The organism is Psychrobacter sp. Choline-02u-9, assembly GCF_002836505.1.
Classification (GTDB): domain Bacteria; phylum Pseudomonadota; class Gammaproteobacteria; order Pseudomonadales; family Moraxellaceae; genus Psychrobacter.
In genome coordinates this window covers 1-23,446 of the sequence record NZ_PJBF01000040.1, presented here as the reverse complement: position 1 = coordinate 23,446, position 23,446 = coordinate 1, and the positions used below count along the sequence as shown (strand labels likewise).

The window sequence follows — 23,446 nt, the reverse complement described above, 5'->3', positions numbered from 1 at the left end:
AGAGGAATGAGAAATCCTAAAAAAGCCCACCGCGTACTTTATGAAAAATAGTCAGTGAAGATAACAATCTCTTTAGCATCACCACTATGTGCCATGTCTTAAGTGTTAAGCCATCAAGCTACTACGACTGACTAAGTCGTGATATTAGCGACTATTGCCAGCTACTAGTTAAGACCGCTCACAGTGAAACTGGTGAGTGCTACGATGTTGATCGATTGCATGCAAACCCCAATTCTAACCTTTTAACCTAACAAAATCATAAAATCTAAAAACCTCTTAAAGCTATATTTTATATAGCTTTAAGAGGTTTTTTATATCTAAAATAATACTAAATGTTTAATAAAATTAATTATTTTACGATTTTAAAACCCACAAAAATAAAGCGTTTGACACCTGAGTGGTTATTAGATAACATGAATTGTATTCACTAATATCGTATATAAGATGAAAAATAATAAACTTAAGGTTGGGCAAAAACTTGCTATTCCTAGTAAGGATTATTTGTATGTACATCCGTATGCTAGAGCTGCTTTATGTGTTTGGCAGAGACTGAGACCTAAAACTCCTTATATCGATATGAAGTTTTTGGATAACTTTTACCGTCCACCACTTCGCTTGGTTGAGGGAAGGAATAATACTTTTTATTTCTTTAACGATTTCGAGAGAGTCGATCAGGTCTTAAGATTCGAGAATGATAGTGATTACCCATGTTTAATCATCCCTGAAAGTATCAATGATATTCAGCAGCTAGCATGGCGAGAAGTAGTCAGTTTGATTTCCTTGAAAGGTGTCAATCATCCTGATTTATTTAAGACACTGAAAAATAACGCGCCTCAAAGTGTTATATGTCAGTTGATGCGTATTAAGTATTTGACCGTAAAGGAATACTGCCGCTTTGCACGTATTAGCCAGAGCAACTATGAGTATCAACAATGCAAGTTTGCATCAGAAGAGCGTGTCATAGGTATGCCTAAAAGCATGGACTGGCTGAGTGACGCACGCTAATGAATATGCATAAATTCGATACTACTGAATTACAGAGAGTCCTAGAACAGTTGGTACCCTCTAACTCACCGCACTATATAAAAGTACAAAATCTGGTTGTTAATCTGCTGGATATCAATCCAAACTTTTACCTGCACATTGGTGAACATGCCAGCCTAGATATACAGGTATTGACACCGTCTGAATGTGAAGCTATTGCTGGTACAGTTATCAAAGAGAAAAAGATTGAGGATTGGGCCGTCACTTATATGCTGGTTTTGTTTTACCAGAGATATGGTCAAGTACATATTAATAATGAAGCATGGCGGTTTATGAGTGCATACCTGCAAGTCATTATTATGATTGCTGCACGTAAAGATGAGCACTCTGCCAAAATCAATCAGCTAAGTGTGCGCTTTAGAATGGGATTAAAGAACAACAACCCACAATCTAAGATCGTCGACAAGTTAATCACTATTCATGCTCAACATGATTCAATGGCAAACGTACTATCAGCGTTACGTCAGTATGAAGCTCAGACAAAAAATAACGAAGCATCAGGCAAAGTCATTAATCAAAAATTGGCGGGTAAAATTGGGCAAATACGACTTGCTTATGAAGTGATTGCAGAGAACAAAGTCTTTGTAGGCAAAACTTATAGCAATTCAAAAGATAATGAGCCTAGCAAAGAACACTCTAATACGTTGTACCTTGATAGTACTGACGAACCACTAAGAGCGACAGTATTTGGCAATACCCATAGAGAGGATAACGTTGCTTACGATGAAAATATTGCTGACGACGAACCACCTAAACTTTTAGACAATGACTTCAAACCTTCCAAGACAACAGCCAAATCCTCAGAGTTACAACAATGGAGGCTAAAAAACAACTACCGACATGCCCGCCGCAATCAATTTAATTTTCCCACCAATATTCGTCAACTCAGCCTACTAAGTTATCAAATGCTATTTGCTCGAATGTGGCAGCTTTTTACCACTGTCAGCTATAAACAGCGTCAGGTTTATGCCGTTATATTACTATCAATGCTAAGTGGCCGTAAGATTCAAGAAGTGGTTCAGGAGCTGCAGTTGGATAAAAGTCAGCGCAAGTGGCTGAGTCATGAGAGCGGTTCGGCTGCTGATGGTTATGTTATGAGCATCACTATTAACGTGACCTCGAATCGTAGAAGTCACTTATTACCGTATCGTCAGAGTTACGATAATGAATTCAAACTACCTCTACCAATTAGATTACAAGCGGTTATTAAGAATAAGTTTTTGGTTAATAGCCATGATGTTTCTGAGGTGCTAGTAAGCTTAAAAAAACAGCTGGACTTGCCAGCATTATCAAACCAGCATATTGATGCTTGTTTATATACGATTATCAAGAATGAGCTTCATGAGCCACTCCATGCCGAGATTCTGACTGGGGTTGATGTGAAGCACAGCTCACCTTTGTACTACACCAGTATTGAGACGATAAGCTTAGAGCAGACATACAGCAATGCTATACATCTATTGACCCAATATTGTACAGCGGACATTCAGAATGAAGTTCGACCATTTATTCTATCTAGCACGAAAAGTAATCAGTACAAAAAATATATCGGTAGTGACATGACTTTAAATACTGATATCTGCCAAAGATTCTTTGATGAGCTTGCTGAGGCAGCTGAGAGCTATAACGGTCGATTAAAGCGGAACGTAAGCATAAGGCAGGACCGTTATATTGAGCAGTTTAATGCTTATGGTGTCTGGCTATGGCACATCATATTTATTCAGACTGGGATTAGACCTGTAAAGCATGCGCCGGGGCTTTTAAATCAATTTGACTTTAGGCAAAGGCTGTTATGGGTGTCCGATAAAGAAGAGCGTCAGGGACAAGGGCAGGGAAGACTCATTCCTCTAAGTGATTTCTTGATCACAGCCGTTCAAACCTATATTGAATATATCAATCAATTTGCAGTCCTCCATAATGCAATTTATCCAAATGACCAATTCCCACTAGACGACATATTGAAATCTAAACAGCCGCTCATCCAGCTTTTTAGTAAAAATCCTAAAGGGTTTTCTGGTATTACGCCTAGTAAAATTCGTTATCAGACAAGGCATTTTTTTAGCCATCAAGATAATTGGCTAAGGCATCAATTACGCTCAATCCTAACAAATAAGCCTCCTGAGCATCTGATCTGCGCCTTATATGGTCATGAACATCCAGATCAGGAGGCTATGAACCCCATGTCGTCACTATCCATTAATGAGCTAAAAGAACTATCTGCTGACTTAGATAAAGTTGCAGTTGAGCTTAACCTACGACAAGTTGAGGTGAATGTATATGGATAATGCCGTTGCTCATCAGTTAAGAGAAGAAAATAGAAGCAAAAGTTATGATGCTATCAAAAATGAGGCGAAAGTTTTGATAGCGTCTTATGTGGACGAGAATGCTATAACTACAGAAACAGACTTAACTGAATACTATCAAGCAATCGATAACGCGCTTAAGACGCGCTTTGATACCGCCCATACTTACTATTTAGCCAGACAAGGTTTTTTAGCATCCATTCGAAATTACAACAAAAAGAATGGTACTGATTTAGATGAACCTGTGGTGCCCGTCATCGCAGAGCGCGATAATTTAATCATCTCTTATGATTGGATGGTGAATGGCGCTCAAGTAAGCCTTGCTAGTCAGCAAATGATTGAAATATGGCAACGAAAAAGAAAGTTCTCAAACAATGATTTAATTGAGTCAGCGCTCTACTGTAGCATGATGTATGGTGGATTAAATGATATAGATGCACTAAAAGCTCTGTATCAATGGCTCCTAGGCGAACGCGATATCTACCGGCTGCAGTTGCCAGGAGCGGATCAGTCATCAATCTCGAATGCTAGCAGTGAACATTTAGCGCTAATTTTACTAAGTATTTATGATGACAATTATGGTTGTTCTCATAGGAAAGGTCATATTTTAGAGAATGTATCTACTACAAGCTTACAGCGCTATGTAGAGTACATACCTGACGATATGACACTTTGCTTTCTATATGCGCTGAAAGATAAAAACCTGAACAGAGAAGGTGTGAAATCGTTTGAAACCATTATTAGTGATACTTGTAAGAAGCTAAAACTACAAAATAAAGATAAAAGTAAACCGCATCTATCGCAATTAATAAAATATGCGAACTATCATTGGCGGCAGATGAAGGGTACCGATATAGATAGTGCGCTGTCTATTGTTAGACAAGGCAAAATCAAAACCACTGGCTTAAGTATAAATGAGCTCATTAATTATAACCAAGAGGCGATTGGCTCAAACCCGCCACCACTTAATTGGTCAGAGCTGTTTGTAGCAAGTTATTCAGGATTAAGTAAAAGAAGTGCTAATAAAAATAATTATCCAAGCTTTAGCAAAAATCTCATTAAAAAGGTGCAAGATGCTCTCAAAGGCAGCAGGGTATCAGCTATTTCGCATATAGAGTTATTACAACAGGATTTCGCTCAACCGAATGCCACGCGTCTTTTAGGGTGGGTCAAGAGCTTATTGAGTGATAGTAATAGCAGGCTAGATACCATCAGTAAATACGTGGGCTGTATTGGTCGTGATTGGCTGATGCTAACGATGGATGAGACTCTTGATGAATGGTCGGATGAAGACTTTGAAGCTGTCTATGAGGAGATTATTCAAAGTAAGATTAAGGATGGTCGTAAATTTTCGATACTTAAAAAAGATTCTGATTTCAACGATGAAGCTATAAGTAACATAAATGAAGATGCAGGCATTATCGAAAGTGAGGTACCTGATTCCCCAAGCGTATTAAATGAGCTGGCAAGTGACATTAAAGTATCTTACTTAGATCAGCTTAAAGATACTCAAAAATTTACCTATGGTCGCCTGAGAGCATTTCATGATTATCAAATAGAGTATTACGATGCTCCATATGTGTATTTTCCATGGGGTAATAAACGTCAGGTTATAAAGGCGAGTATGATATCGCCTCGTATATATCATGCGATGAAAGAGTATCTGGTCACCTCGGATTTAGACTATGAACAGAAAAACCTTTGCTTAGTAGTCTTAAATCTGGCATACCGAACAGGAATGCGAATAAAGGAACTCATCGGTATTAAAGTTGCTGATGTAGCAGATATCTATGCTGATGAGCATGGACAACGAATAGAACAACCACAAATATGGCTAAGACCGAATCGCTATCGAAGATTGAAAAGTAGCAGTGCAAGTAGGCTTATACTGGTTGATTGCTTACTTAAGCAAGACGAGCTGGAACAATTTGTTCAGCTATATCATCAGCAGAAAAGACTGAAGCGACGTTACTTGTTTTCTCAAGGATCAGGTGATCAGCCGTTACCCAGTGTATTTTTTAGTAATCTCATGAAGTTGATTTGGGATAGATTGCTAGGAGAGCATGACTTCACATTTCATAGCTTTAGACATACTGCTATTAGTCAACTGGCATTAGTACTACGTGAATCTTCATTGGTACAGGTGATGACGGATTATAATAACGACCAGTGCGAAAAAATAGTGAAAGGAATTCTTGGTTATCACAAAGAGCAGGGCGCTTGGTTTGGGCTGGCAAGTCTTGCAGGGCATTTAACGTGCGACACAACCTTCGAGCATTACATTCATACTGCTCACTTGCTAGCAGGGGAACAGCTCAGCAGAGCGTGCTTGCAGCTACCTATAACCGTTTTAGAGTTAATAACAGGGCTTGGTTATTCCGCTATATATAGACAAGATAAAACTGCTTATGATGCAACGACAAAGACGGTGCAGCTAAATAAGATAAGACCATATTTACTTAAAAAGATAGCTTCCAATAAAGTACCATTATTCAAGAATATAGATGAATCTGAAAACAATGCTAGCCAGCAACTGTTAAACGATAGTTTGAATGGATCGAAAGAGTCTATTCAAAAGTCAATTTTCATTCATCCTAAATATGCGGACGTCATAGGTTTTTTAGAGGACTTACAGAAGTTAAATATCAACTCTAGAAATGAGCTGTTACCTGAGATTGCTATTAGACATGGTATAAGTCTAAATGAATCTAAATGTTTATATCTGCGCGCTAGCGAGCTGTTTGATGATGACAGGCTATTACTAGGTAGGCCTAAAGGTAGTAAAAATCAGGAAGTAATAATTAGAGCATTAGATAGAGCTTATCAGATGTCTATAAAGGATCCTGAGAAGTTGGGAGTGTTTATTGAGATATTTGCACATAAACATAACTTAAATAACTCATCGATTCATTTTGGTATTAAGGAGACCCAGCTGGAGATGCTACAGAGTTTTATGCTAGTAGGCTGTCAGCTTATTGATGCCAGTCATTGGCAGGTTAGGGCATATAGCGAGCAAGTTGTAAGTGATGTTAAAAAAGACTTGAATCTGAACAGCTCAATACGTGTCGGTGCTCGTGAAAACTTCCACGGCTATGAGGTAAGGGTAGTGCAGAAAAAGCGTAAACGTTCTGGTAAGAATTTGGCTATTACTGATGATTACTACGCTTCGTCGGGGGTGCTGAAATATCTAGGGTATCTTTTGATTGTGCTAATTAAACATGACAATAAATAGTTAGTAATCATTATCGTTGCAAGTAGCAGCTATGAAACAATTAAGCCCGAGTAATTAAATTATTTAGGTTTATTATGTGAATCAACAGCTAAGCTAGCTAGCTCAGACCTATATTCTTCGAGTACAGACTCCGCTGTATCTATAAAGACAGTTAAGTTTTGAATGCGTTCTTCTATATTTTCAATTTTATCTGTCTCTGCTGTCTCATCACCATAAAACCTACTTAAAAAGGATTCTGGAGAGTTAAAAGCTTCAATAGACTCAATGAGTTTCACAATATCATTGTTTTTATCAGCAATATCGTTAAGGTATTTTAAGACACAGTGTGACATGACTACTTTTGATGATTTGTCGATAGCTAACAGTCTTTCTTGCCATCCTGCTTCGCTAACTTCAAGTGTGTCTTTACTATCATAGGGATTAAAAAACGAGCTAATGGGTATAACGGACTGAGGGCTTATCTTCTCTAACGTATCAATAAGAGCTTGGTTTTTCTTAAATAAACTATCTTCATCTGCTAAGCGATATCTTAATCGCCAAAACTCTAAAATTATTTCTTTAATCTCAAGTTGAATAGTTTTTGTCTCGTCTGCATTACCATATTCTCTTTCTTTATCAAAAAGTTCAGCTAAATAGTGAAGCATCCATCTCTCTAAAGTACTGGTAGAGCTTTCAAGCCCATATTCTTCTACAAGATTCTTTCCTAACTGCTCCAGTGATTTAGTATCCATATAACTCGCCGTCCTTAGTGATTAAATATACTTTTTTACTATTAGGAATATACCCAAACTCCTTATAATAATCCTCGTCCTTTCCATGTCTTGAATGAAGTCGATGTTCACCTGAAAATGATACTATTAAGTTCATATTTAAAGCTCTAAGCATACTGATGAGAAAATGCTTAGAAACGAGCATTTTAGTACCACGGGAGTACTCTTGATTACGAGAGCGCAAACGCCCCCAATAAGACGTTCTAATAACTTCACTACCATTTTTATCAAACCAAGTCTTACCAAGTGAGTCACAGCTTATGTTCATAAGTTCAATAACACTGTCAGTAGGTTTTAGACTTCTATACTCAATAGATGCTGACCAAGGGTCTTTCTCGAAAATGGTATTATCGAACCATTCAGATTCTGATATAAATGATTTTAAATTAAAGACACCGTTGTCAATATTAAAGTCGTCGCCTTGTTTTGGTAAACAATAATCGCTAGGGTCTGTGTAAGACTGCAACGAACGCAATAAAGCAAAAGATGTCTTAGGATCTACTAAGCTTGAACGCATGTTAAAACTTTTTTCTTTTCTATCAAATACTTCTGTCCAACTACCCCATATGGGCAACCAATCGTTATCAAAATTGAAATGTTCATCAAAGTCGCTTGATGACATACTGTACTCCCAACTTGGACTATTCTGCTCTATACCAATATGCCACTCGGTCGTTCGTTTAGGTGTAGGGTCTCTATAGTTCGATAGCCAAACGCCATTCAGCAATGTAAAATCATACTTCGATAGCCAATAAGAAAATGTATACCAGTCTTGTTGAACTAAGGGCCTTTTATTTAGCAATATATCTGCCGCAATCATCAGTGAATGATAGTTTCTATAAAATTCTAAATCTTCTACTTCTGGTGCTGAGCCATGACTATGATTTGTTGCTTGCCACTCATATATTGAAGATGAGTGTCTGCTATCTGTTAATTTATTCGGATTATTAAACAAGCTATCTTTGACAAGAGATACTTCATAGTAGGCATATTTGGCATGTAAACCAAAATATTCGCCAAGAGGCTCAATCCAATAAGGTCCAAAATCAATACCAAATGAATCTACTTCAGACTTATCGATATTCTGATATTCATCTAAATTAACAGCTTCTTTTTCTATAACCTCAAAATTTGAAGTTCCAATTGACTCGTAAGCTTCTACTTCAGTCAGTGTTAAACTAATAATATCTTGCTCATGTAGGTTCAGAAGAATTTTAGCAGAATAAAAACGGATTAAAATGTGAGGTTTATCTGGATTTATATTAGACTTGAAGAAGTCAATATAAGGTGCTATTGCGCTGGCATGTCCATTAGAAACCTTTAAAAAAGCTATGAGCAACCATTGAAGGGCAGTATAACTGTAATAACTAAAACGGTTGTCGATAAACGCTTTATTAGTCTGCATATCTATCTGATTTATTAAAGCATCTAATACGGGTTTTTGTTGGAGCTCTACCAGTACTTTGACAGCATGAGAATTAAGCCAACGTGTATAAAGAAAGGGTGATGCTAACCCTGAGACAACATAACCTGCATAGGCTTCCTCAATATTATCTGGAGGTATCAAATGAGCAAGCCACTCACCGTCAGATATATCATCAGATAAATCTTGTTCTAACAAGGTTAAACCATATTCTAATACGTCTTTTGAGTCTTCAGGATCGATGATTTTACTAATCATGCTTACCATGTTAAATAGTTGGTCACTATCTAGAAGTTCCGCGCTTTCTGAACGCCCTAATAATACCTGTCCAAGTAACTCACTCTCTGGAAGATTAGATATTAAACTCATTACAGTAATTAACTTCAAGTCACCATAGCGAAGACTGATGAATAGCTCTAATGTATGCCTGCGACAATATACTTTGAATTGTTCGCTAAAACATTCTCTTACGGCTTCACGTTGTTTCCATTTGTCAGGTATTGTTTTCAAAATAAAGTTTAATCTATATACCCCTATTTTAGGATCATTTAAGGTCGACTCTATATAATCGTAAACGTAGGTATTAGACAGCCTATTATGAAGCTCGCTATAGTAGCTATCATCTAATGAACTATATTCTTTAATACTTAGGTATCTATCTTGAGCTGATTGATAATCGTATTGGCTATCTAGTTGATCATCGATAAAAACGTTGGCCCAATCTATACTCTCAACTGTAGAGCTACAATCATAACTGGAGTCTCTTGATTTAAGTTTATCAGGCTCATAGGTATCGAAAAACCGTTGTATATCATCTATTTGTAGTGAGTAATTATCGTATAGCTTTTTAAGTATAGTTCTATTGTTTTCAGATGGATTAGGTATAACTTGATATTGATAGACTATAAGAATCACAGCTTTTTGAATTTCATTATCTAAACTATTAAATTGAATACCATCTAATATGTCTTTTAAATAAGAACCTGTTTCTAGGCAAAGCAAGGAAAGAAGTGCTAATGGTGAGATAAGCTTATGTTCTAAAAGCTTTTCTCCTATTGCACTGATTACTAAGTCATCTTCGCCAAACTGTCTATCACGCCACCTACTTGCAATAGCTAAAGCTGAATTTGGATGGATATCAACGAGTGCTTTAACGGTTGCATCCCAGTTAAAATGGTCTTCGTATATATATTTATATGTGAGCTCAGAACATCTAGCGAATCTGTAGGCTAGTTCAGGTTGTCCACTATACGTTAGCCCAGTGGTATTAGAAGCATGATAAATTAAAGCCTCCCATCGAGAAAAGTTTTCATCGCCAATCTTACTACTGACTTCTATAGCTTTATTAAAATATGACTCAGCCTGCTTGGTATCTAACGGTAGTATTGCTCTTGCAACTTCTACAATATCGTCCAGTATCTCATTTGCATTTATTTGAGCTTTAATTGCTCTCTCGAAGTTTTGTTGACTCAAATCGTAAGCAAAGTCTTTAAGTTCAGAACGCTGACAGCATATTCTTGTAAACTCATTTAGGGTTCTAGGAAGTAATGTAATTTCCCTAATACTAAGATAATCAAATAACTCCTGTACTAACTGTTTTATGTTTTGACTATTAGTAATGATAATTTTAAACCATGCCCATGCAATGTCTTCTACCATACTACGATTAAAGCGATATTCATCTGCTTTAGGGAGATAGGAGTCATTTAAAACAATACTAATCGACTCTTCAATACCTGAAATGGTTGACGTAGATAACAGGCTATCAGCTAACAAGTTATACCAAGGAATTAACTTTTCAATATTATTGGTAATTTCATTCAGTTCAAATGAACTGTTAGATTTTTCGATTTTTGCTTTACTGTTTGCGTCAATAATGTCTTCTATTGTTAATTCGCTAGCTTGCCACTTAGCTAATAATGCATAAGCAAGCATATATATTGATTTTTCATAGTGACCACGAGTATCTTCAAGCTCATAAGGAAATCTGATTGGCATATAACGGGATAATATATCTGAAGCAGTTATCCCATTACAGACTTCAGATCTATAACATGCTAACAGGTAGTTCGTCATAGTATGCAAACTTACAGGTCGAGTTCCATCTTGTAATTCAATTAAAACGCCTTTACGACTTATAATTTTGAAAGATCTTGATAAATATTGAGCGGGAATATCATAGTTATGTTGAACGGTTTCGTTTACTATACCCAATGTGAAATAAATGTTATTGCTGGCATGTTGTAGCATGGACTTTAAATCTGCCAACTTGTTATAAAGTAGAAATTCCTGTGCTACTTGAGTTGCTACCATATAGATTACTGATTTTGGTTTCCATTTATTCAGCCAAATTAAGCTTTGTTCAGCGCCATGTATGTTGAAATGAGCAATAAATAGCCGCACAATATCTTTATCATCAACTCCTGTATGATATCTTCCATCTTCAGGTTGCTTGAACAAGCTATGAAGCCAGTCTTCAGCTACTCGAAGTTTACTTCTTGCTTCACTCATTAAGTTTTCTTTATATGAAAGCAGTTGCGCTTCATAGGCGAATTTTGCACCTAGCCATTTATTTTCTAAAGTGAAAATATCATTAGCGATTAACTCTTGTAACTTGTTATCATCAAAAAAAACTGAAGCTAAGTCTAAATTTTCTGCTATTAAGGCATTTTGTCGGGTTTGAGCGGCACTTTCACCACCAGCCATTAATGCTAGCTTAGCAACATCAACTAACCTATTAAGCTTAATGCCTGCTTTGATTGCAAATTGAAGCCGTTGTACTTCAATGTGTCTTCTTTCTAGTGAGGAGGTTTCAGGTAGAAGTTTAGAGCTTAAGACTGCATCGAAAAGATCTTCATATTCCTCAGCCTCTAGCATTAGCTGTGGTAAAACTGAGGCAACATAATGTGAGTCGCTAACCAGAGGTTTGAGCGTAGTGATATAAGCTCCAAGTTGTTGACTGTCTTTGGGACGATACTTGTCTCTAAACCAAGTTTCTGTTGGTTCATCAATAAATTGGATATAATCATCTAGTAACCGAATGGGATGTCCACCAATATCTGCGATAAAGCTTCTGATTTGCTCTTCAGGAACCTGTGATATTTTCGCGAGTACCTCGATAGGTAGTAGAGGTCTAAGAATCGCAATAGACTCACACAGCTTGTCTATTTTGGCGCTCTCAATAAAGTTATCTTCTTTAATCTTATCGACGGCTGCTTCTAATAAATCACTTATAGTGTCTTCAATGCTTTTAGGGTTTGTACCGAAGAAGCGTAGGGTTTCTGGTAAGCTTTGCTCTTTTGCCAGTGCCATATATTGGATACGTGGATTTTGAGATGTTAGTCTGTGAAATTCCGACACATCTGCAGGCGATATTTGATCATAGTGTTTTTCTAAATTATGCTTAGTCTCTTCAAGAGTAAAGGGGTTTAAATTAAGTAACTTAACTGCTGAAGGTGCATCAAGTAACGTCAATCTGTAGGGTCTACAGAAACTAATTAATTTGACATTGTCAGGAAAAGATTCTTTGATTAAGTCTTTAATAAAAGATCTGACTTCTCCAAATTCTTCAGCTGCCATTTGAGCGTTATCAGCGGCATCAATCACAATCGAAAGGATTGCGTTAGGGTTAATGTAATTAAGCTTCTCTGCGGCTTGCTCAATTCTTGATAAAAATGCTTTAATATAATCGAAATCTGTAGCTGAGGAGCTTGGAATTAAAGGATGGGATAACCCTTTTGCTGCTAGTTCATTAGCTATTTGAACCAAAGCTGTTCTGTGAGTATGCCTTAAAGTTGAGGTGTTTCTATAATCCCCATCCCCAAAACAATCGTAAACAATAGAGATTGAATCTTCAGGTAGGTATTCATGAATGTGAGAAGCAAAGATAGTTTTGCCAACACCACCTTCTGCTTGAATTATAAAAACATTGAAATTATCATCAATAATCTGGCTAGTAAGTTGTTGCTCTTGCTCACGTTGAATAGGGTTCTCAACTATCTTAATTAGATTTTTCACTGGAAATAGAGCGTCTTCATTTGTATTAAGCGTTCTTAAAACGTCGATTTTATTAATAGAGTTGCTATTTTGACTTTCGCTTAACGCCTTTCTCGTGATTAGCTCTTTTAAACTAATAGGGGAGTGTGCGTCAGAGCCAGCGAGATAAGTTGCGGTTTCTGAGGCAAGAATATTACGTTGTTCCCAGTAATCGTCAGCAGTGATATCAAAAGTTATTAATTTACAAAAGTCAGAGAGGTTTTGACCGTTTAAGCCTGTATATAGCTCAAGCTTTCTTTGATTAGTCAGCTTAGTAGAGTACCCTAAAGCTACTTGTTTGATACTCTCATGAAAGCCTTCATTAATAGATCTGTTCGATACGAATATAAACTTGAGCTTAGCTTGGGCTGATTCTTTACCAATAACCTCAATAAGAGCTTTGTAGCGGTCGCTGAAACCTTCTATCGTATTTCTTAGTTTACTTGGGTCAAAAGGAGTTTCCTTACTCTTCGTCGTATGCTTTAGCTGATAATATTTGATGCTATCAGCTGTCTCAAAACTTTCTCCGCCATAATATTCAGCGACGTCAACCACATATTCCCCATCAGAAACATGCTGGTCACCTAACTCAACAGAAGAGACTCCTTCTATCGTTATTAGCTTTAATTTGGAATCCGACTGTAGCAGTAATAAAGCTCTTCTTGATGCCCATAAATAGTGAAACTGGTCACCATCACGGCTTGTTCTGACTAAATCAGTTGACGACATTTTAAAGAACTCTTCTTGGAATTTTAGTAGGTTAGTAATATTTACTGATTATTTCAGCTTGTGTCAAGCTAGCATGCTGACAATAAAAGGACTCTATTGAGTTTAAAGCGTCTCTTAGTTGCCGCTGTGACACTTGAACATACTGTAGGGTAACATCATCGCTTGATTTAGCTTCACGATGATTGAGCAAGCGTTTAAGGACTGGATAGCTGATATTTAAGCTATTGGCTACCGTTCCGAAAGTACGACGCAGATCATGTGGAGTAATATATAGGTTTGCTTGATTACCTATGGCCTTGTAACTACCACTTAAGTCTTTTATATGATCATCGCTGGCTTGCAAGTCACTTGGAAATACCCATTGCTTACCAGAACTCATTCTCCACCTTTCTTCGAGTAGGGCCTGTAAAATATTACTAGTAGGCATATGATAATCAGAACCGTTTTTTGTATCTTTGAATATTATCCTGCCAGCTTTAAGGTCGATGTCAGACCACTTTAAAGACTGCGCTTCGTTTAAACGCACACCAGTAAACATAAAAAATAGCATGATATCTCGTGCATTATTGCTATGGGGCGCTTGCATGTGTGAGCTTCTATCAACATAATTTAAAAGCGTTTTAAGATACATACCTATATATTCTTCTTCAATATGTTTGGTACGTGGTTTAATTCTATTCCAGTCTTTTTTAGCATTGAGTATACGTATAGGTTGCTCTTTTATTAAAAAGTCTTCGTCATCATCTAAAAAGCTATCACGGCAATAATTCCAAACTGATCGCAGAGCTCTCATCGTTGCATTAGCCTGAGCTTCGCTATGCTTGCTTATCTCCTTATGTTTATCACTTATCATTGACTTAGTAATATCATTTAGAGAGATATTTAGCCAGACTTTTAGCTTATGTAGTATTTGACGGTCATAAGTGGTAATAGTGCCTTCAGCTAAGCCAGTCTTCGTTGATTTAAAGTAGTCATAAGCTTCTTGCAGTGTTGGCACATTATTGGTCTTATCTTTCGGATCTTCTAGGTTCTCATGAAGCCCGTCATAAACATGCATGCCTTTTTTGATGTTAGCCATCATTATGCTTGCTTTTTCACGTGCTTCGGTTAGTGTAATTAAATGCGTTTCTTCTACTTCGTCTCTATACAGCTTTCCATTGATGCGCTTATGCAATGTATAGCGTTTAGACTGCTTACCGACACGTAGCGCAAATCCAGTTAATACATCATCCATATAGATATCAGTACCTTTAGCGGTATAGTCTATTGAATCAATAAATTTTTTGGTAAGTTTAACTTTCATATATCACCCATGCAGCAGTATATAACCATAGTATTAGTAGTCATCATACTTTAATTACTACAAGGGTCAAAGTATCAAGATAGTATCAAAAAATTAATTATATCAGTGCACTTGCATGAAATTTAGACAATAAAAAACCCTTACAAGTCAATGACTGTAAGGGTTTGAATTTGGTGGGCCCAGTAGGACTTGAACCTACGACCAAAGGATTATGAGTCCTCTGCTCTAACCAACTGAGCTATGGGCCCTAACGTTAGACGCACAATGATACCTGATTTTTTTAATTTTTCAAGTAAAAGATAGGCAGTAATCAAGATATTTTTTATTGAACCATATTTTTGTATTACAGGTAACCACCAGCTATGGTTAGACTACGGCCTCCATCCACGGTGATGATCTCTCCTGTGACATAATTTGCCTGCACAAGATACAGTACGCTATGAGCAATCTCATCAGGTTGGCCTATGCGCCTCATAGGGATAGCGTCGATGATACTTTGTTGTTGCTCGTTATCAATAGCTTGGTCGCTAGTAGGGTCAGGTAAAATGTTGACCCCAGGAGCAACCCCGTTGACCCGTACTTCTGGCGCCATCTCTAGCGCTAGCGACTGTACCATCATTCGATGCGCAGCCTTTGCCATGTTATAGACAGTATAGTGGTTAAACGGTCTATCATGTGCGTGTATGTCCAATAAACTGATAATACAGCCTTGTTGTTGCTTTAGATAAGGTAATAGGGCTTGGCTTAATAGTAAAGGGGCTTTCGCATTGGTCAAAAGCAACTCATCCCACTGTGCATCATTGATACTACCGAGCGGGCTAGGATAAAACCGTGAGGCATTATGCACCAGTACATCAAGCTGTCCAAACGCCTCTATAATACTTCCAACAAAGCTGTCTAAAGCCGCTCCATCGTTGACTATCGTTAAATCAGCAACGATAACTTTTGCACTATTAGCACGGATGTTGTTCAGATCATCAGCTAAGTCATTAGCGTCTTGTTCACTACGGTGACAATGAATGATAACGCGGTAACCTTGCCTATGAGCCGCTTTAATAATAGCTGCCCCAATGCGCCTAGCACTACCTGTGACAAGCATCACTGGCGTTTGGTTATTTATATTTTCTGCTTGGTAGGCATTAAGTTCTTGGTTCATAGCAATATTACTTTTTTCTCTAAGGTGCTTGTCTATATCATTGTTGCGCTTGCAAGTGTTCAATCCTGCTTTGGCGTAAGGCTGCACCAATAGCCGGGCCTTTAAGGTCTGGCGCAATGTCAGTCATACCGATGGCGTGAAAGCTGTTTAGTGCTAACATCATTTGGCGATGCTGTGTTGCTAGCTGTAACACATGACTGCACACTAGCAGTTGAGAGAGCTTGTCAGGCTCCTTATGCGCACCGCAGGCTTGGATTAGATCGATTTTTTCAGCCGCATTTAGACTGTTTATTGTGCTTAGTTTTTCAGCTTGCTGAGCGAATAAAATTGCGAACTGAGTATGTGCTTTTGGGACTTTGGCTTTATTACCGATAGCGTTAATATTTTTTATAGCGGTTGATACGTTAGACGTAGAATCAGAGTTTTCGCTAGTAAATAGTGATGAAGACAGGCTAGTCATTAGTAGTGCCCAACGCTGCGATAAATTTAAATGCATCTGTCCTGCAAAGTATAACGCTGTCTGCACTGTTTCTCTTATTTGAATATTGTCCCAAGCGTGATGCAAAGGCGCGAAATACTCTGCGAGTGCACCAATTTCAAACAGTTTTTGCCAGTAGACTTGCGGTGATAGTTGCATAGTTGCACGGCTTGACTCTTGCCAGATACGCTCGGCGCTTAAATGAGTCAGCTCTCCTGTATCGACCAATTGACGCATCAGCGTTAAAGTGTCATCCGCGATGGTAAAGCCCAAATCGTAGTAACGGCTATAGAAGCGTACTGTTCGAAGTACACGTAATGGGTCTTCATTAAAAGCACTGGACACATGACGCAATGTCTTACTTTTTAAGTCTTGTAGTCCGCCATAGTAGTCGATGACTTGTCCATTAATCGGGGTATCATCGGTTAAGCTGGTAACTTCGATTGCCATCGCGTTGATGGTTAAATCACGACGGCGCAAATCATCCTCTAGACTGACATCGGGACTGGCATGTACGCTAAAACCTTTGTAGCCTGAGCCTTGCTTGCGCTCTGTGCGTGCCAATGCATACTCTTCATGACTGGTCGGATGCAAAAACACAGGAAAGTCAGCGCCCACTTGTTGAAACCCTGCATCAATCATCTCTGCCACAGTAGCGCCAACGACGACGAAGTCCTTGTCCTTGATAGGACGTTTAAGCAGTCGATCGCGTACAGCACCGCCTACGAGATAAATTTGCATAGAAGCCTCTTGTTATTATCGAGCTTTATATCACTAGCTCAATTTTTATGAATCAAAAAACCAGCCAATGCTCTATAAGTTGCATTGACTGGTTTTAGTATAGCAGAAGGGCTCTGTCAATGGATGACAGAGCCCTTCTTAATATAATCAATCCTCTACAAATTTGGTAGGGTGTCAGCCTCGCTCAGTCTACTATTTGTAGTACTTTCACTCGGCTTCCTTGTATCCAAATTATATTGAACCGATACAGTGCATTCATACTGGGTATGGTATATGACTATTTTTCGTTTTCTAGGTCTTGAGCTTCAGTAACGGTCAGTGCAGTCATATTGACAATACCACGTGCTGTCGCTGATGGCGTCAAAATGTGTACCGGCTTATTAGTTCCTAATAGGATAGGGCCAATAGAAGCACTGCCAGTTGCTGTTTTGAGCAGGTTAAAAGCAATATTTGAGGCATCAAGGGTTGGCAAGATAAGCAGGTTCGCTGCACCTTTTAACGGGCTTGATGGCATATCGTTTAGACGAATATTTTCGTTAAGCGCGGCATCACCTTGCATTTCGCCTTCAAATTCAAAGTCGACATTCATATTGGTTAGTAGCTCATGAACCTTACGCATTTTGACAGCGCTGGCACGATCTGAAGCACCAAAGTTAGAATGAGACACTAGCGCAACGCGTGGCGTGATACCAAAGCGACGTAATTGATCTGTTGCCAAGACAGTCATTTCAGCCAATTGTTCAGCCGTTGGGTCTTCATGGACATAGGTATCAGCAATAAAGATATTACGATCTTGCATGAGTACCGCATTCATCGCATAGAAATCATTCATACCTTGTTTTTTGCCAATGACGCTTTCAACGTATTTTAGATGCAATTGGTAATGGCCAAAGGTACCACATACCATGCCATCTGCCGCACCGTTTTCGACCAGCAAAGAACCAATCAAAGTCGTCTTACGGCGAACATCACGACGCGCAAGCTCAATGCTTACACCGCGGCGTTTGTTCTTCTCGTAGTAGCCCTGCCAGTAGTCTTTGTAGCGAGGATCGTCATCAACGTTGACGATGGTAATATTCTCGCCAGCTTTTAGACGTAGGCCCAGTTTTTTGATATTGGCTTCGATAACTGAAGGGCGACCAACCAAAATAGGTTGTGCTAGCTTCTCATCAACGACCACTTGTACAGCAAGCAAGATGTTGTTGTCTTCACCTTCACAGTACACAATACGTTTTGGATCGGCTTTAGCACGAGCAAAGATTGGCTTCATCACAAACGCTGAGTTATAAACAAACTCAGATAGACGCTGACGATAGGCTTGCATGTCATCGATCGGTAGCGTGGCAACGCCCGAATCCATCGCTGCTTTGGCCACAGCAGATGCGATCTCAATGATTAGATTTGGTTCTAGAGGGCCTGGGATTAAGTAGTCACGACCAAAGCTCTGCATCTTTTCGATGTTTCTAGCGCTGGTAGTTGGAGTGGCTTCGACGTGTGCCATCGCAGCGATTGCTTTTACGCAGGCGACTTTCATCTCTTCGTTAACAGTGGTTGCACCAACATCTAATGCACCGCGGAAGATATACGGGAAGCATAGCGCGTTGTTTACTTGGTTTGGATAGTCTGAACGACCCGTTGCCATGATGACGTCTGGACGTACCGCATGGGCCAATTCTGGCATGATTTCAGGTGTTGGATTGGCAAGTGCAAAGACGATAGGGTCTTTTGCCATACGGCGAACCATATCTTCTGATAGTGTACCTGGCATTGATAGGCCTAGGAACATATCGACATCGTCCATGACTTCTTCGATAGAAGTAGCCGTAACATCACGAGCATAGCGTTGTTTGGTTTCATCAAGGTTTTCACGGCTAGTACTGATGATACCGCGTGAGTCTGAAACAATAATGTTGTTCTTATTAACGCCAAGCGCGCAAATAATATCTAGGCAAGAAATGGCTGCTGCGCCTGCGCCTGAACAAACAATTTTAATCTCTTCGATTTTTTTGCCAGTGATCAACAAAGCATTTAGCATGGCTGCGGCAACAATGATTGACGTACCATGTTGATCATCATGGAACACAGGAATGTTCATACGCTCACGTAGTACGCGCTCAATTTTGAAACATTCTGGTGCTTTGATGTCTTCTAGGTTGATACCACCAAAAGTAGGCTCAAGGGAGGCAACCGCTTCGATGAATTTGTCTGGATCATTTTGAGCAATTTCAATATCAAAAACGTCGATACCTGCGAACTTCTTAAATAGAACGCCTTTACCTTCCATGACTGGCTTCGATGCCAATGGACCGATATTACCCAGACCCAATACAGCAGTACCGTTAGTGATAACACCAACGAGGTTATTACGTGCCGTGTATTTAGACGCAAGTTTTGGATCTCTTTGGATCTCAAGACAAGGTACAGCAACACCTGGAGAGTAGGCGAGTGCTAAATCACGTTGGTTGGCTAGCTGCTTAGTAGGGGTTACCGAAATTTTACCTGGGCGTGGAAACTCATGGTAATGTAAGGCAGCTTGTTCAAACTGCTCTTTTTCTGTACTGAGGTTATCCGTATTCGAAGTGGTATCGTCATTCATAATAATTGCCATGGTTGGAATAAATTGGAATAAATTAAATGGTGATAAAAAACAACGTCTAACCCTCCAAAGATCATTGAATGATAATAATTGAAAGGGATAAAGACGTTAAACGACTCACGACCATCAGAATCATGGTCGACGATCAAAGATCAGGTCAAAAAAGCAAACCAGCTAAAATATTCATTCTAGCATTATTGCCAATTCACTGCCTAGTCAACAACGGTGAATTGTGCGAATAATATAATAAAATGATATTCGTTATTTATCTCGTTGATAATGCCAAAAAATGCAGTTGGATATCAACCTTAATTTCATAATATTTCAAAATATTACAGAATTGAAAGGTGTTAAGACGGGCAACTACTAAGATGAGCAACTAATAGGCATCTGCGGTGTATCAGGCGCAGGCGCACTGCTATCTAAATCATTAGCGATATCTTGCACGCTGTAAGGATTGGCTAATAAACGAAAAACTCGATCAACTTCTTCAAACTGGCCTTGCTCTGCGGCAGTAATTGCACGCTGCGCCATGCTATTACGAAGGACATAGACAGGATTGGTGGTTGTCATGTCGTTAACTACCTGTTCAAGTGGCAGCTGCTCGATCTGCGCCAGATAACGTGCTGACCAGTCTTGCCATACTTGCTGCGCATCATCGCTTAATTCAGTGGTCATGGTAGTCAGTAGCTTTTGCTCATAAGGATAATCTGCTGGTGCGACCAAACCGAGTAGGGCGCGGAAGCTATTGGTATAGTCGAGCAAGTTGTCTTCTAATAGTGTCAACCATTCAAAGGCTAAGCTGAGACTTTCTCTTTGATGCGGTAAGCCAAGCTTGCGGCACAGACCTTGCTGATAATGCTGCATAAAGGTTGCTTCGTAAGGCGCTAGGCAGTCAGCAAGAGTCTCACGAGTAACGCCTTCTAGGCGCATAAAGTGTGGCAGCCAAACGTTTAGATTCCAATGCCCAATAGCAGGCTGATTCTGATAAGCGTAACGACCCGTATGGTCAGAATGATTATTAATCCATGCAGGATTGAAGCGCTCCATAAAGCCAAACGGCCCGAAGTCCAAAGTACTGCCCGTGATAGATAAGTTATCTGTATTCATCACACCATGAGCAAAGCCAATCAATTGCCAATCAGCAATCATACGGGCCGTACGCTCGACCACTGCGGTCAAAAAAGCTAAGACAGGCGCTTCGCTATCACGGCACTCTGGATAATAAGTGTCAATCATATAGTCGGTGAACTCACCCAGTACATCAGGGGCGAAGCTGGCAATCCACTCGACATGACCGAGACGAATATGACTATCAGCCACACGCATCAACGCTGCACCTGCTTCGATACGCTCACGGCGCACTCTCGTATCAGATACCACAAACCCCAATGCGTTAGATGAGGGGATGCCAAGCTGGGTCAATGCATGACCGCACAGGTATTCGCGAATAGTACTACGTAAGACTGCTCGTCCATCACCCATGCGTGAGTAGGGCGTCAAGCCAGCGCCTTTGAGGTGCAAGTCTTGTGGCTGTCCATCATTATCGAGTACCTGTGCCATGAGCAAACCGCGTCCGTCGCCCAATTGCCCAGCCCACTGTCCAAACTGGTGACCAGCATAGGCCATCGATAATGGTTTGAAATCAGCTGGCACGTATTGACCGCCCAATATCTCAACCCAATTGGTCATCAGATCCTCATCGTCGGCCCAGCCCAACTGCTGTGCAACTTGACTATTGAAGTGACCGGCACGAGGATTGTCTAGTGGTGTCGGTGGCTGCTCATGATAAAGGCGCGTGTCTAGGTTGACGTAAGTGTTTTGATAACGCATACAGGCCGTTTCCATTAAATTATAAAAGTGAGAATGTCACTATAGCATAGCTCTCATATGGCATCGTTGCACTCTGTCCGTCTCTTGTAATATCTGACCAAAAAATAAAATTATCTGTCTTTAAGTAATTGAATGTGATGAATGTGATTGTTATTGCTTTTAGGTTGGAGCTGGCAATGGTTCAGCCAATGTACTTGACCATCTATTATGATAATAAGGTCATTAGAAGTAGCTGTAGTGACATAAGCGACAAATTATAAGCAAAAAAATCCCCCTATCTAGGACGGATAGGGGGATGGAGAAGCTTCAAAATTATAAAACAAATCAGAGGTTAATTAAGCAGCTTTTTCATTCGCGCCAATAGAGCGGAAGGCAGTTTTTAGATTGCTGTTATGCTCAAGGATTTTCTGTTCAATTTTCGCATAATCATGCTTTAGCTTATCATCAACTTCACGTAAGCGATCAGCACATTCTATTTTTTTCATTTCAATAGTTTGAGCTTTCAGTGATTGCCATTCTTCGACAGTTTGTTTAAATGCATCGTATTCAAACTTAATGCGGTCTTGGAAGCTCTTCATCGCATGAGGAAGATCGATGCCGCTTACTGCTGCTGTATCGATTTGCTGCTGAGCTTTCTTAAACTGCATTTGCACTTCGGCATGCTTAATAGTCGTATCATCAACAGTACGCAAATCCGTCGTTAAACCGATTTTTGATAAACCAGCAATCAACCATTTTGTTGGATCATATTGCCACCATTTCACGCCATTACGATAATCATACTGGAAGAAATGATGATAGTTATGATAACCCTCGCCCCACGTAAAGATAGCTAAGAAAAAGTTATCACGAGCACTATTAGTATCCGTATAAGGACGTGTACCAAACATATGACATAGCGAATTGATGAAGAACGTAAAGTGATGCGTCAATACCAAACGTAGTAGGCCTGCGATAACCAACGTACCCCAAACATCACCAAGCAACCAACCGATAGCGGCAACCATACCAACGTTCATGGCAACTACCCATAGACCGTAGTATTTATGCTGAATTTGTAAGACTCTATCTTTAGTCAAATCAGGAATGTTTTTGTAGTCGAACTTGCCGCTAGGGTAGTTGCGTAGCATCCAACCAATATGGCTGAACCAAAAACCACGCTGTGCTGAATACGGATCGTCCAAACGATCATCTACATGACGATGGTGAGTACGATGTCCAGAAACCCAATCAAACGCTGAGCCTTGTACGGCTAAGGTTGAACCTAACAATAAAAAGTTTTTGACAATAGGGTGCGCTTTGTAAGCACGGTGCGATAGCAGACGATGGTAACCCGCCGTGATACTGATACCTGTCCATACCATAAAGGCACCAAACACACCCCAAACAGGAGCGCTAACTTCATGAGTCCATAGATACCATGGCGTAATCACAGCAGCAGCAATTGGCGTCGCTACTAAAATAGCCGCTGGAATCCAGTTAATTGGTGCTTTGGTAAATTCAAACTCACGCATATCAATGCTTTGCTCTTGCGCAGAAAGATCCGCTTGCTCAGAAGCTTTCGCATAATTGCGTTTTGCAACAGGCTGCTCATCAAGCGCCATTTGCGCTTTTTTCTCATCGAAACGAGTTTTAAAACGCGTTACTTGAGTGCTGGCGGTCTTTACAAGCGTATCACCAGATTTGATAGCGAAACGTAAGCCTTTAAGCGGTAAGCCAAGTGCTTTTTTTGCAATCATATAATATCCCTAACGGTATTAATTTAAGCCACCATAGTACCTTAAAAAGCGTGTAAAGTGAACA

General features: G+C 39.5%; 11 protein-coding genes and 1 tRNA gene. 3 read left to right on the top strand and 9 right to left on the bottom strand.

Going from position 1 to position 23,446, the window contains the following annotated elements; all coding sequences use genetic code 11:
• The first annotated feature begins 444 nt into the window (after positions 1-444).
• From CXF69_RS00720 to CXF69_RS00710, 3 genes are read left to right on the top strand one after another with little or no spacing between them, the layout of a single operon-like run.
• On the top strand, positions 445-1,005 hold the full coding sequence (locus CXF69_RS00720; protein ID WP_102078014.1) for a hypothetical protein: 561 nt from the start codon (positions 445-447) through the stop codon (positions 1,003-1,005).
• Entirely contained in the window at positions 1,005-3,329 is a 2,325-nt protein-coding gene (locus tag CXF69_RS00715; RefSeq protein ID WP_102078013.1) for a hypothetical protein, read from the top strand. Before CXF69_RS00720 ends, CXF69_RS00715 begins: the two co-directional genes overlap by 1 nt.
• Entirely contained in the window at positions 3,322-6,579 is a 3,258-nt protein-coding gene (locus tag CXF69_RS00710) for a site-specific integrase (RefSeq protein WP_180952614.1), read from the top strand. Before CXF69_RS00715 ends, CXF69_RS00710 begins: the two co-directional genes overlap by 8 nt.
• Before the next feature lie 59 nt (positions 6,580-6,638).
• Here the strand turns inward: CXF69_RS00710 and CXF69_RS00705 are convergent, their stop codons facing one another.
• From CXF69_RS00705 to CXF69_RS00665, 9 genes are all read right to left on the bottom strand, one after another.
• Positions 6,639-7,310, bottom strand: a complete 672-nt coding sequence (locus CXF69_RS00705) for a hypothetical protein (protein WP_102078011.1) — start codon at positions 7,308-7,310, stop codon at positions 6,639-6,641.
• On the bottom strand, positions 7,300-13,536 hold the full coding sequence (locus CXF69_RS00700; protein ID WP_102078010.1) for a P-loop domain-containing protein: 6,237 nt from the start codon (positions 13,534-13,536) through the stop codon (positions 7,300-7,302). Before CXF69_RS00700 ends, CXF69_RS00705 begins: the two co-directional genes overlap by 11 nt.
• 31 nt (positions 13,537-13,567) lie before the next feature.
• A complete protein-coding gene (locus CXF69_RS00695; RefSeq protein WP_228706725.1) occupies positions 13,568-14,770 on the bottom strand; it encodes a tyrosine-type recombinase/integrase in 1,203 nt (400 codons plus the stop codon).
• Between the two features lie 240 nt (positions 14,771-15,010).
• Positions 15,011-15,087: transfer RNA gene (locus CXF69_RS00690), tRNA-Ile, on the bottom strand.
• A gap of 95 nt (positions 15,088-15,182) precedes the next feature.
• The gene (locus CXF69_RS00685; RefSeq protein WP_102078008.1) at positions 15,183-15,995 is read right to left on the bottom strand and encodes a pteridine reductase; all 813 of its coding nucleotides are present in this window, start codon (positions 15,993-15,995) and stop codon (positions 15,183-15,185) included.
• A 37-nt stretch (positions 15,996-16,032) separates the two neighbouring features.
• Entirely contained in the window at positions 16,033-17,214 is a 1,182-nt protein-coding gene (locus CXF69_RS00680) for a tRNA nucleotidyltransferase/poly(A) polymerase-related protein (protein WP_102078007.1), read from the bottom strand.
• A gap of 277 nt (positions 17,215-17,491) precedes the next feature.
• The gene (locus CXF69_RS00675; RefSeq protein ID WP_102078006.1) at positions 17,492-19,810 is read right to left on the bottom strand and encodes an NADP-dependent malic enzyme; all 2,319 of its coding nucleotides are present in this window, start codon (positions 19,808-19,810) and stop codon (positions 17,492-17,494) included.
• Positions 19,811-20,176: 366 nt separating this feature from the next.
• Entirely contained in the window at positions 20,177-21,643 is a 1,467-nt protein-coding gene (locus tag CXF69_RS00670) for a protein adenylyltransferase SelO (RefSeq protein WP_102078005.1), read from the bottom strand.
• A 335-nt stretch (positions 21,644-21,978) separates the two neighbouring features.
• A complete protein-coding gene (locus CXF69_RS00665) occupies positions 21,979-23,157 on the bottom strand; it encodes an acyl-CoA desaturase (RefSeq protein ID WP_180952617.1) in 1,179 nt (392 codons plus the stop codon).
• Between the last annotated feature and the right edge of the window lie 289 nt (positions 23,158-23,446).